The sequence below is a fragment of the Streptomyces sp. YIM 130001 genome, assembly GCF_003574445.1.
In the GTDB taxonomy this organism is placed as follows: Bacteria; Actinomycetota; Actinomycetes; order Streptomycetales; family Streptomycetaceae; genus Streptomyces.
This window is the reverse complement of the sequence record NZ_KZ984561.1, coordinates 89,118-102,379: the sequence shown is the minus strand read 5'-3', so window position 1 is coordinate 102,379 and position 13,262 is coordinate 89,118. Positions and strand designations below refer to the sequence as shown.

Annotated in this window: 6 protein-coding genes; all 6 read left to right on the top strand. The window is 72.2% G+C overall.

From position 1 onward, the window contains the following. Positions 1 to 8 precede the first annotated feature (8 nt). The 6 genes from DSC45_RS24140 (at position 9) to DSC45_RS24115 (ending at position 12,873) form a co-directional block, all read left to right on the top strand. Positions 9 to 1,427 carry an enoyl-CoA hydratase/isomerase family protein gene (locus DSC45_RS24140; RefSeq protein ID WP_119294033.1) on the top strand — a complete coding sequence of 473 codons (1,419 nt, stop codon included), beginning with the start codon at positions 9 to 11 and terminating at the stop codon, positions 1,425 to 1,427. 264 nt (positions 1,428 to 1,691) lie between these two features. Continuing rightward, positions 1,692 to 1,910 carry an MbtH family protein gene (locus DSC45_RS24135; protein WP_119294032.1) on the top strand — a complete coding sequence of 73 codons (219 nt, stop codon included), beginning with the start codon at positions 1,692 to 1,694 and terminating at the stop codon, positions 1,908 to 1,910. Beyond that, positions 1,907 to 3,229, top strand: coding sequence for an aminotransferase-like domain-containing protein (locus tag DSC45_RS24130; RefSeq protein ID WP_119294031.1), 1,323 nt, complete (start codon positions 1,907 to 1,909; stop codon positions 3,227 to 3,229). Before DSC45_RS24135 ends, DSC45_RS24130 begins: the two co-directional genes overlap by 4 nt. A gap of 159 nt (positions 3,230 to 3,388) precedes the next feature. Then, a complete protein-coding gene (locus DSC45_RS24125) occupies positions 3,389 to 10,720 on the top strand; it encodes a non-ribosomal peptide synthetase (RefSeq protein WP_119294030.1) in 7,332 nt (2,443 codons plus the stop codon). 36 nt (positions 10,721 to 10,756) lie between these two features. Continuing rightward, complete coding sequence (locus DSC45_RS24120) at positions 10,757 to 12,046, top strand: LLM class flavin-dependent oxidoreductase (RefSeq protein ID WP_119294029.1); 1,290 nt, start codon at positions 10,757 to 10,759, stop codon at positions 12,044 to 12,046. After that, the gene (locus tag DSC45_RS24115) at positions 12,043 to 12,873 is read left to right on the top strand and encodes an LLM class flavin-dependent oxidoreductase (protein WP_119294028.1); all 831 of its coding nucleotides are present in this window, start codon (positions 12,043 to 12,045) and stop codon (positions 12,871 to 12,873) included. The genes DSC45_RS24120 and DSC45_RS24115 overlap by 4 nt, the downstream gene beginning before the upstream one ends. Positions 12,874 to 13,262: the final 389 nt, after the last annotated feature.

Below are 13,262 nucleotides of genomic sequence, written 5' to 3'. Positions count from 1 at the left end.
ACACACCGATGCGCACACCCACCTTCGCGGACTCCGCCCCCGGGGACACCGCCGCGGGCCCCGCGCTGCTGTTGCGGTCCGGCCCGGGCCACCCACCCGTCCTCAGCGGCGACTTCGACCGGGACCGCAGCGCCGTCACCGCCCATCTCGAGTCCGCTGTGCGGTCCGTCGACGCGATGCCGCCCCGCACCGAACGCACCGCCGCCGAGCAGCGGGTCGCGGCGGCCCTGCACGACGCGGCCGACACCCTGCGCCGCCGGTTCCTCGCCTCGTACGCCGACCGGATCTACGCCGAACTCACCGACGGCCTCACCCGCAGCCCGCGCCTCGAGGAACTGACCGAGTCGGCGGCCGCGTACTTCCCGGGCCTGGTGCCCACCCGTGACCGCCTCGAGGCGGAAGCACGGCACTCGCAGCGCACCAAGGAAGGCTGGGAGGTCGCCGTCGGCCTCTTCTTCCAGGCCGTACTGAACGCCCCCACCGCGGGCAACCACCTGCTGCGCTCCATGCTGCGCCCCACCGCCCGCGCCCGCGCCGCGCTCCTCGACTACCAACTCACCGGGCACGCCGACCTGGGCATCGCCACCGTCACCCGGCAAGACGGCATCGCCCAACTCGAACTGCGCAACACCGAGTTCCTCAACGCCGAGGACGACGCCGCCACCGAAGCGCTGGAGACCGGCACCGATCTGGTCCTGCTCGACCCGGCCAGCCACGTCGGCGTGCTGCGCGGCGCGCCGCAGACCCACCCCGCCTACGCGGGCCGCCGGGTCTTCAGTGCCGGCATCAACCTGACGCATCTCTACAACGGCGACATCTCGCTGCTGGGCTTCCTGCTGCGCCGCGAGGCCGGCTACATCGCCAAGTTCGTGCGCGGTCTGTGCCTGGACGACTCGGCGGGCGAGGGCTGGTGGCCGGACGCCGACAAGCCGTGGGTCGCGGCCGTCGACGCCTTCGCCATCGGCGGCGGTATGCAGATCCTGCCGACCATGGACCGGGTCGTCGCGGCCGACGACTCCTGGTTCAGCCTGCCGGCCATGGAGGAGGGCCTGGTCCCCGGCGTCGCCAATATGCGCCTGCTGCACCTGACCGGCTCCCGGCTCTCGCGCCGCCTCATCTTCTGGGGCCGGAAACTGCGGGCGACCGACCCCGAGGCATCCCTCTTCGTCGACGAGACGGTGCCGGCGGACGCCATGGACGGGGCCGTGCGCGCGGCCGCAGGGCACCTCGACCAGCCGGCCGTGGGAGCCAACCGGCGCATGCTCAACCTGGTGGAGGAGCCCATCGACCTGTTCCGCCGCTACCTGGCCCAGTACGCCTACGAGCAGGCCAGGCAGCTGCACAGCCCGGGGCTGATCACCACCCTGGAGAACACCTGGGTCAACCGGAGCCGAGGCGCATCGGGGGCCACCGCGAGCCAGGGGTGACGGTATGCGGCGGGGCGCCCGCACCGATCACGCAGCCATGGCCCGCAGATATGCCGTACCCCGTGGATGCCCGCACCCGCGGCACCGTCCCCGGCGGCCGCTTCCCCGTGTCCCACGAGCCGGCCGGTGCCCGCCCTGCGGGGCCCCGCAGGGCGGCCTCGTCAGCGCCATGTCAGCTCCGTGTCGGTCCGCCCGGCCAGCCTGGATGGGGACCATCCCGACCGCTGTCCCACCACGCCTAGTACAAGGAACCGGGAGACCGTCATGAGCAACCCCTTCGAGGACCCCGAAGGCACGTATCTCGTCCTGGTCAACCACGAGGGCCAGTACTCGCTGTGGCCGTCCTTCGCCGAGGTCCCCGCCGGATGGAGCATCGCCCTGCCGGCCACCGACCGCGAGAGCGCGCTCGGTCACATCAGCGAGAACTGGACCGACATGCGGCCCAAGAGCCTGGTGGCCGCCATGGACGAGGCCGCCACATGAACACTGCGGCGCTGCTCGAATCCCCCCGGGCCAAACCCCTGTTGGCCACCGCCGACCTGCATGCCAGCCTCACCGATCCCGCACTGACCTCGATGACGCTGCTCAACGAGATCACCGGCAACTACCCCGAGGCCGTGTCGTTCGCCGCCGGCCGCCCCTACGAGGGCCACTACCGGACCGACGCGGTGCACCGGCACCTGCGGCGGTTCACCCGGTACCTGGAACAGGAGCGCGGTCTCAGCGCGGAGCAGGTACGCCGGAGCCTGTTCCAGTACGGCCCCACCAAGGGGATCATCAACGACCTGATCGCCCGGCAGCTCCGGACGGACGAAGGGATCACGGCGGACCCGCAGGCGGTGCTCGTCACCACCGGCTGCCAGGAGGCCATGGTCCTGCTGCTGCGGGCGCTGCGCCGCGACGCACGCGACGTCGTGCTCGCCGCCGCGCCGACCTATGTCGGATTCACCGGTGCCGCCCGTCTCACCGAGACAGCCGTCCACCTGGTGCCCGAGGGCGCCGGCGGGCTCGACGCCGACGACATGGCGCGCACCATCACCCGGGCCCGCGCCGACGGCCTGAACCCGCGGGCCTGTTACATCGTCCCGGACTTCGCCAACCCCGGCGGCTCCCGGATGTCGCTGGACGACCGCAGGCGCCTGCTCCGCGTCGCCGAGGAGCAGGACATCCTGCTGATCGAGGACAACCCGTACTCGATGTTCCACGACGGCCAGGGCAGGCTGCCCACCCTCAAGTCCCTGGACACCAGCGGACACGTCGTCTACATCGGCTCGTACTCCAAGACCGCCTATCCCGGCGCCCGTATCGGATACGTCGTCGCCGACCAGGAAGTCACCCAGGGCGGCCTGTTCACGGACCAACTCGCCAAGCTCAAAAGCATGTTCACGCTCAACACCTCGTCACTCGCGCAGGCGGCGATCGGCGGGCTGCTGCTCGAGCACGACTGCAGCATGGAGCAGGCCTGCGCCCGCGAGGCCGCCGTCTACCGCCGCAATCTGCGCACCCTGCTCGACGGTCTCGCCGCGCGCTTCGGACCGAACGGGGGCAACGGGGTGAGCTGGAACGTGCCCACGGGCGGCCTCTTCGCCGTCGTCACCGTGCCGTTCATCGCCGACGAGGAGGCACTGGAGGACTCCGCCCGCAACTTCGGCCTGCTGTGGACGCCGATGTACCACTTCTACGCGGGGACCGGGGGACTGCGTCAACTCCGGCTGTCCTACTCGGTACTCAACCCCCGCGACATCACCATCGGTCTGGACCGCCTCGCGGCCCTGGTCGAGGCCCGCTCGGGCAGCAGCTGACCACGTTCCGCGGCACCGCGCGCGGCCGCCGCCACGCGTCGCACGCGCCGCGCGTCGACGACGCGGCGGTGAGCACCACACCCGGGCCCGGACCGTGCGGATCACCGGGCAGCGGCGCCGGACGAACCAAGCCTCGGATTCCGACTCGGGAGACACCTGATGACCATGCTCCAACGCTCAGGAGCGCAGATCGCCGCGACCGCCGGCCCAGAGGCGGCCGAGGCGGGCACCGTCCCCCTGACCGAGGAGCAGCTCGGACTGCTGCTCCAGCACCGGGCAGACCCGCAGAACTCGCCCTACAACGTGCCGCTCGCCATCGATCTGCGCGGCCCTCTGGACGACACCGGCCTCGAAGCCGCGCTCGCCCGTGTCGTCGCCCGCCATCCGCTGCTGTCCGCGCGTGTCCGCGACGACGACACCGGCAGCGGTGACGGGCGGCCGTACCTCGAGGTCGATCCGGTGCGTGCCCCCCGACTCGAGCGCCGTACGGCCGCTCCGCAGACCGGACCCGAGCAGGCGGCCGCGCTCCTCGCCGAGGCACGCACGGAGCTCGATCTGGAACGTGACGGTGTGCTGCGCGCCGTGCTGTTCGCACACGGGCCCGAACACCACACCCTGCTGCTCGTCGTGCACCACCTCGTCGTCGACGGAGAGTCCACAGGTCTGCTCCTCGCCGATCTGCTCGGCGCGTACGAGTACGGAGAGGTGCCCGGCGCCGCCCCCGCCCCGTTCGGCGACTACGTCGCCGCCCGCACCCAGGAGTCCGCGCAGGACACCGCGGCCGAGGAGTACTGGCGCGGCCGGCTCGACGGCGCCGACCTCAACATCGACTTCCCGCTGGACACCCACAGCCCGGACACCCACAGCCCGGACTCCCGAGGTGCCGGCACTCCGCGCGAGGCGACGGTGCCGCTGGACCTGGACGCCGAACTGTGGGGCGAGATCACCACGTTCTCCCGCGAGCGCCGGGCCGGTGGCGCCGCCGTACTGCTCGCCGCCTACCTCTTGGCCCTGGGCACCTACAGCCGGCAGCAGGCGCCCACCGTCGGCGTCCCGCTGGGTGCCCGCACCGACCCGCGCTTCGACCGCACGGTCGGCTACTTCGTGCGCACCCTCCTGGTGCGGGCCCCCGACCAGGACCCCGGCCGGACCGCGGCGGCCTTCGTCACCGGAGTGCAGACGGAACTCGCCCGTGCCGTCGACCACTCCCGCCTGCCGTTCCCCCGCATCGCCAAGCTCATTGCGGGGGGCGCCACCACCGACCCGTTCAACTGCACCTTCGTCCTGCACAGTTGGGCCGCACCGGACGCTGCCGCGGACGAGGGCATCGACCTGCGTGGCGGGCTGCGCGCCCACTGGCGCCAGGACGTGTGCACGCCCGGCCTCGGCCTGCTCACTCTGGAGCTGTACGAGGGCGGGGGCACGCTGCGCGGACGACTCAAGTACGACGCCGCCCGCATCGAGGCGGCGACCGCCGAGGCGTTCACCGAGCACATCGCGCAGCTCGCCCGACAGCTGGTGCGCCGGCCGGACGGTCCCGTCACCGAACTCGACGGGATCGGGCCGCGTGCCCGCACCACGCTCGACTTCCTCAACGCCACCGACCGCCCCTTCGAGGACACGGACATCGACACCCTGATCCGTGGCGTGGCACGGACCCGTCCGGACGCGGTCGCCGTCGAGTTCGGCGACCGCCGCTGGACCCGCCGGGAACTGGACGCACGTATCGAGGGATACGCCGCCGGTCTCGCGGCCCGCGGTGTGCGCGCGGGCGACCGGGTCGGCGTCATGCTGCCCCGCAGCGACGAGGCCGTCGCCGTGATGCTCGGGATCCTGCGCGCCGGCGCCGCGTACGTGCCGCTGGACGCCGCCCACCCCGAGGCGCGGCGCCGCCACATCGTCGACAGCAGCGGGATGCGGCTCGCGATCGTGGCCCCCGACATCGCGGCGGCCTGCCCGGCGGACCTCGACCAGGTTCAGCCGGCCGATCTGCCCCGCTCCGGCGCGGCGCCCACGCCGGGCCCCACGCCCGCCGACGCGCTGCACGTCCTGTACACGTCCGGTTCGACCGGCACCCCCAAGGGGGTCCAGCTCAGCCACCGCGCCCTGGTCACCGACGCCCTCGCCGCCGTACGGCACTTCGGCATCGGCCCGGACGACGCGATGCTGCTCAAAGCACCCTTCACCTTCGACGTCGGCGCCCACGAGATGCTCGTACCGCTCGTGGCGGGAGCCCGTCTGGTCGTGGCGCCGCCGGACGCCGAACGCGACCCTGACCTGCTGGCCGAGACCCTGGAACAGCACGGCGTCACCCTGCTGCACGCAGTCCCCTCACAGCTGCGCCTGCTGCTGGAAGCCGAGGGATTCACGGCCAACCGCACTCTGCGGACGGTCGTTTCGACCGGCGAGTCCCTCCCCAACGAACTGCGTGTCGCCTTCGAGGCAGCGCACCCGGCCCGGCTGCACAACGCCTACGGGCCGACCGAGACGTCCTACTCCACGGTCTTCTCCTGGGGCCGTGGCGACAGCTCCTTCTGGACGCGCCGCGGTGACGTGCCTATCGGAGTGCCCTTCGACAACATCCGCTGCCATGTGCTCGACGCATCGCTGCGTGAAGTGCCTCCGGGCGCCCCGGGCGAACTGTGGATCGGGGGCGGCACGGTGTCCGACGGCTACGTCGGTGACCCGGAACGCACCGCGGAGCGCTACCGCACCCTCGAACTGGGCGGGCGCAGCGAGACCGTGTACGGCACCGGCGACCTGGTCCGGCTTCTGCCGGGCGGCGTCCTCGCCCACCTGGGCCGCATCGACGACCAGGTGAAGATCAACGGAAACCGCGTCGAACTCGGCGAGGTCCGTGCGGCGTTGATGTCGCTGCCGGCCGTCACGGACGCCTCGGTCCAGGTGTCCCGCCACGCCCGGGGCAGCCTGCAGATCGTGGCCCATGTGGTGACACGGGACGAGCCGGCCCGTCTGCGCGCGGCTCTCGGGCCGTTGCTGCCAGCTCACATGGTCCCCGCGATCTTCCACCTGGTTCCCAGGATCCCCGTCCTGCCGAACGGGAAGACCGACCGCCGGGCCCTGGACCAGCTGGTGGCAGGTGGTGGCCAGGTCACCGAAACCGTGGCCGCACCGCCAAAGCAGGCCGAAGCGGCGGATCAGGGCCGAGCGGCCGAGGTGACCGAGGCGGCGGACCAGAAGGCCGCCGTACCCTCGACTTCCGTACCGGGACCGGCTGTCCGGAGCTCACTGCCCGCCGTGCGCAGCGTCTGGACGGAGCTGCTGGGGGAGACGGGCGACGACGCGCAGTTCTTCGAGGCCGGGGGCGACTCCATCCTCGCCATGCAGATGGTCTCCCGGCTGCGCCGCGCGGGCTTCACCCTCGCCATGCGCGAGATCTACCGCCACCCGGTGCTGGCCGACCTCGCCGCGCACCTGGACGCCGGCACCACTCCACCGGCCGACGCCGTATCCGCGCCCACGCCCGGTGCGCCGGCCGCCGCGGCCCGGGGTGGTGACGTGTCGCCGCTCGCACCGGTGCAGTCCTGGTTCTTCCGGCACATCAAGACGGATCTGCATCAGTGGAACCAGTCGGTGCTCCTGGAACTCAACGCCCCGGTCGACCCCACCGTGCTGCGACTCGCCCTGCAGGCCGTCGTCGCCGCGCATCCCGCGCTGAGCGCACGTTTCACGGCGGACGCGCACGGCGACTTCGCCGAGGGGCGGATGGCCGCGGACGCGCCGTTCGCCGCCTACGACCCCCGTGACGTCCTGCGTGAACGCGACATCGCCGACGACACCGAACTCGACGAGGCCCTGGAAGAGGTGGAGCGAAGTCTCGACCCCCTCAAGGGAGTTCACGTCCGCGCCCTGCTCGCCCACGACAGCCGGCAGCCCGAGAGCCACGGCCTGCTGCTCCTCGTCGTCCACCACCTGGTCGTCGACGGCGTCTCCTGGCGGATCCTCCTCGAGGACCTGGAGCACGCGCTGGCTTCCCTGGCCGGCGGTGCGCTGCCCTCCCTGCCCCAGGAGGCGTGCCGGTACGAGGAGTGGGTGGCCTCTCTTCCCGCGGTCGCCGAACGCGAGGGTGAGGCCGGCTACTGGCGTGCCCTGGCCGCAGCGAGGGGCGGGATACAGAGTCTGCTGCTCACCCTGCCGGCACCCGATGAGCGGGATATCCGCCGGGTCGAGTTCTCCCTCGACCCCGAAGCAACCACTCGGCTGATCGGCCCGCTGCCGCGCCGGCTCGGTCTCCAGGTCCACCAGGTGATGACCGGTGCGTTCGCCCACGCCCTCGCCCGGTGGCGCGGTACGCGGCAGGTGACCTTCGATGTGGAGACCCACGGCCGGCACGGGCGCGACGATCTGTTCCGCACGGTGGGATGGTTCACCTCCATCCACCCGGTGGTCCTGGCCGCCGACCGCGCTCTGGACCCGGAGCACTGGCTCGCCCAGGTCGCCGACGACCTGACCGCCGTACCGGACGGCGGCGTCGGCTTCGGTGCCTGCCGTGAGTTCTCCTCCGATCCCGGTCTGCGTACCGCGCTGCGCGACCTGCCGGCCGCGCTGGCCTGCTTCAACTACTACGGCCAGGCGGACCAGTTGACCGCGAACGGCGGCTTCACCATGTCCGGCCGCCCCATTCCCCGTGAACACTCGGCACGCTGCGAGCGGGTCTACGGCATCGAGGTGTACGGCATCGTCCACGGCGGCCGGCTGCGTATGGGACTCACCTGGGTGCCCAGCCCCGCGGACGGTGTCGACGAGAGCGCTGTCGAGGCGCTCGTGGACCAGATGAGCTGGGTGCTCGCGACGCTCGCGGGCACGGACCCGGACGCGGTGTCCGCGGCCGAGATCACGGCCCCCGGCGCACCGGCCGCCCCGGCGCGCCCGAACGGTCGGCCCGGTGCCCGCGAACTGCCGGTGCCCGGCGGCGCGGACGTCCCGGCCGACAGGCAGGAGCGGGTGCCCGTGACACCCCAGCAGAACGGCCTGCTCCTCGACGCGCTGGCCCACTCCGGCAGTGGCCGCTATGTGGAGCAGCTGTTCTGGCGCTGGCACGGCCCGCTGGACACCGACCGGTTCAAGGCGGCCTGGCAATCCGTGTTCGACCGCGAGACCGTGCTGCGGGCGGCGTTCGAATGGGAGGAAGCGCCGTGCCTGGTCCTGCACGACGAGGTCACCGCGGAGGTCGTCCGCCACCCGGCCGGCTCCGTCGACTGGGACGAGCTGAAGGAGCAGGACCGGCTGCGCGGCTTCGACCTGCGCGAGCCGGGACTGCTGCGGGCGACCCTCCTCGACGACGAGGGCGTCGTGGGTGCGGATCACGGCGGCGAAGCGGACGGCGCCCCGTCGACCCGTGTCCTGGTCACCTTCCACCACGTGCTTCTGGACGGCTGGAGCGTGTCCGTGCTGCTGCAGGAGTTCTACCGGGCCTACTTCACCGACGGCGTCCTGGCCGGCGACGAGCGGCGTCCCGACATCCGTGACTACTCCCGCTGGCTGGCCGAGCAGGACACGGCCCCGGCTCGGGACTTCTGGTCGGCGGCGGTACCGGCCACCACACCGCTCGTACGGCCCGCCCAGGATGGCCCACCGACCGGCCAGAGCGGCTGGGGCCGCGCGGAGGTACGGCTCAGCCGTGCGGAGGCCGACCGGCTGCGGGTCTGGGCGGCCGGCCACGCGACCACCGAGTCCAGTGCCCTGCAGGCGGTATGGGCCATGCTGTTGTACCGGGCGGGCGGGGGAGAGGACACGGCGCCCGTCGGGTTCGGAGTCACCGTGTCCGGCCGCGGTATCGCCCTCGACTCCGTCGAGCGGCTTCCCGGCCTGCTGATGAACTCGCTGCCCATGACCATCGAGGTCGATCCGGCGCACACCGTCCCCGAGCTGCTCACCGAACTGCGCGACCACGCCCTCGACATGGCCGCGTACGAGTGGGTTTCGACCGGTCAGATCCACGAGTGGAGCGGACGCAGGGCGGACGAGAAGCTCGTCGAGAGCCTGATCGTCTTCGAGAACTACCCGCGCTCCTCCGAGGAACTGGACACCACGCTCGCCGAGCACGGCATCCGCGTCGGCCTCCCCGAGGCGGCCGGGTCCCAGACCGCCTTCCCCGTCACCCTCCTCGCCTTCCGTGACGTGGACGGCAGCCTGGTCCTGACCGCGGTACACGACCGAGGCCGGATCGCCGCGGCCGACACCGCCATGCTCGTCGACCAGTGCGCCCGGCTGCTGCGCGAGCTGCCCGACACCGCCGACGGTCCGACGACCGTCGGCGACATCCTCACCCGCCTGCCCGCGGCGGACCAGCCGCGGATGGCGGTCCGTGCGGAGCCCGCGACCGACTCCGCGGGCGCCGAAGTCACCTGGCCCGATGGACCGCAGACCCAGGTGGTGCAAGAGGCCTGGCGGGCCGTCTTCGCCGCCGACGTCACCGACCCGGGTGTGCACTTCTTCGAGGCGGGCGGTCACTCGCTCCTGGCGATGCGGCTGCTGCGGGAGATCAACGTGCGCTCCGGCCGCACCGTGCGTCTCGACGAACTCCTCAGCCATCCCAGGGCCGGTGAGCTCGCCCACCTGCTCACCCAGGAGCCGGCGGACGCCGACAGCACCGGTTCCGGCGACGTCCTGGTACCGCTGCGTCCCGCCACGGATCCCGGCGCCGGCACCATCTACCTCGTGCACCCGCCCGGGGGCCAAGTCGCCTGCTACGCGCAGCTCGCCCACTCGTACGAGGGCCCCGAGGCCCTGGTCGGCATCCGCGACCCACGGGTCAACGACCCGGAGCCGGAGCACCGGACGGCCGAGCAACTCGCCGAGCACTACCTCCAGGCACTGCGCCGCCTTCTGGACGCAGGTGAACGGATCGTCCTGGGCGGATTCTCCGGAGGCGGTGTCATCGCCTACGAGATGGCCCGGCAGATCGCCGCGGAGGGCTACCGCCCACCGCTGGTCGTGATGGTCGACGCGGGCGCCCCGGACGGCGAGCTCACCGATGCCGACGCCGACGGCTCCTTCGCCAACCAACTGCGCGCCGTCGCGGAAGGCCGTACCCCGGCCCCGGACGCGGAAGGCCCCGGCGCGGGTCCCGCGGACACCGCCGCCGGGGCGGAGCCGGCCTCCGGCATCACCGACCCGGACAGCTCCGCCGGCTACCTGACCGAGCTCGCCCAGATCGCCGACTGGCTGCGCAACGACGGCGGCGGTGACCCGGTCGCGCTCATGCGCGACAGCGTCGAGGCGGTGCAGCGCTATCTGCCCGGTCCGTACGCGGGGCCGGTGGCCGTGCTGCGAGCCGGAGACGCCGGATTCGGCCGCGGCACCGACTACGACGAGAGCGACCGCTTCCACGCACGGGCCGGACTGGGCTGGGAGGACCACGTCGAGGATCTGGCCATCCGTGTCGTCCCGGGCAACCACGTGACGATGCTGACCGGAACCAACGTGCGCGGGCTCGCCCGGATCCTGGCATCGGCCGTCCGACACTGACGGCGATCGCACCGAGCATCGAGGAGACCACCAGACATGACCACCCCTCGCCGGCGCATCACCCTCGCCGGCATCATCGACGGCCCGGGCGGCCACGTCGCCGCCTGGCGTCATCCCTCCACCCAGGCGGACGCCCAACTCGACTTCGAGGCCCACAAGAAGAACGCCAGGACCCTGGAACGCGGGCTGTTCGACGCGGTGTTCATCGCCGACATCGTCGCTGTGTGGGGCACCCGGCTCGATTCGCTGTGCCGTACGTCGCGCACCGAGCACTTCGAGCCGCTGACACTGCTCGCCGCGTACGCCGCCGCCACGGAACACATCGGCCTGTGCGCCACCGCGACGACCACGTACAACGAACCGGCCCACGTCGCCCGCCGGTTCGCGTCCCTCGACCATCTCAGCGGCGGGCGGGCCGGCTGGAACGTCGTCACCTCCGCCGCTCCCTGGGAGTCCGCGAACTTCGGCTTTCCCGAGCACCTCGAGCACGGCCTGCGCTATCAGCGGGCCGAGGAGTTCATCGACGTCGTCAAGCAGCTCTGGGACAGCGGCGAGCGTCCGATCGCCCACCACGGCACGCACTTCGCCGTCGAAGGGCCGCTGGACATCGCCCGCCCGCCGCAGGGCCGACCGGTGATCATCCAAGCCGGATCCTCGCCCGTGGGGCGGGAGTTCGCCGCCCGTCACGCCGAGGTGATCTTCACCCGGCACAACACGCTCCCCGACGCCCAGGACTTCTACAGCGACCTGAAGAAGCGGGTGTCCGGCCAGGGACGCGATCCGGACAAGGTCCTCGTCTGGCCGACCCTCGCACCGATCGTCGCCGCCACCGAGGCCGAGGCACGGCAGCGCCTGCAGGAGCTCCAGGACCTCACCCACGACCATGTCGCGCTGCGGACCCTGCAGGACTTCCTCGGTGGCATCGACCTGAGCGCGCACCCGATCGACGGCCCGGTGCCCGACATCCCGTACACCAATCAGTCCCAGTCGACGACCGAGCGCCTGGTGGGGCTCGCCCGGCGCGAGAACCTGTCCATCCGGGAGCTCGCCCTGCGGCTGATGGGCGACATAGTCGTCGGTACGCCCGAGCAGCTCGCCGATCACATGGAGAGCTGGTTCACCGGACGCGGAGCCGACGGCTTCAACATCGACTTCCCGTACCTGCCGGGCTCCGCCGACGACTTCGTCGACCACGTGATCCCCGAGCTGCAGCGCCGAGGCCTGTACCGGTCGTCGTACGAGGGCAGCACGCTGCGCGAGAACCTCGGCCTGGACACCCCGGGTCAGCCGGCGGCCGTCCTCACCGCAAAAGGAGCGACCGCATGAGCGCCCCCGCACTCGTCGGCCGGGTCACCACGAACGGCGCCGACACCACACTCGACGGGCTCACCGCCGTGGCGCGGGCCGCGGAGGCCGCGGGCCTCGACGCACTGCTCCTGGACGACACCGGGGCGGCGGGCCGACAGTCCCGCTTCGAGACGACGACCCTGGTCGCCGCGCTCGCCGCCCGTACCGAGCACATCGGACTGATCGTCTCGCCGTTCCCCGCCGACCAGGCGCCCTACCACGTGGCCCGGATCGTCGCCTCCCTGGACCACCTCGGCCGGGGCCGCATCGGCTGGCTCGCGGGCACCGCCGACGACGAGGGCCGGACGGCCGAGACGATCGAGATCGCCCGCGGCCTGTGGGACAGCTTCGACGACGACGCCTACGTCCACGACCGCGCCGACGGTCTGTACTGGCGGCTGGACACCATCCACCGACTCGACCACCACGGGCGCCACTTCGACGTGGCCGGCCCGCTCAACGTCGCCCGCCCGCCACAGGGCCACCCGGTCGTCGCGGTGCACGGCCCCGCGCTCGCCGCGGACGCCGACCTCGTCCTGCTCGATGACCCGCGGGATGTGCCCGGAGTACGGGCCGAGGCGCCCGGTGCCCGGATTCTCGTCGGCTTGCCGGGCGAGGCCGATGCCGGAGCGCTGCCGGCCGCGTCGGACGCCGACGGGATCGTCGTCACGCTGGAGGGTGCGCATGACCCGTTTCTCACCAGGTGCGCCCCCGCGGGGGGCCGCACCGACGGCACGTTCGTTACTCTGCGTGAGCGGCTGGGGCTGGAGCGCCCGGCGAGCCGGTATGCCGTCGGCGGAGTGTGAGGGCGCCCCGAGTGTCCGAGCGTCCGAGCGTCCGAGCCCGGGAAGTTCTCCCACGTCCGGTGCTGGGGTGGTGCCGGACGGGGAGGACAGGTCTCCTGTGGGGGAGAGGCCGTGCAATTCGGATCGAGAGGTGTGCGTTGACAACTCCTGCGCGTCACCATACGGTGTATAACGGTTCTGTTGTCTTCGATAGGAGTGGGACGTTGCTCGTCTGAGGTCCTGAGGCACTCTCGCGTCACGCAGCTCATGCCGCTCGTTCGGCACTGCGTGCGTTGTGTGCGACCTCGACGTCACGTGCCGTCTTCGCCCGGTGATCCCCTTCCAGGGACACCGGCCCGGAATCCGAGCACCTCCCCCCGTCGCTGTCGCGCCCGTCCGGTGCCTCGAAC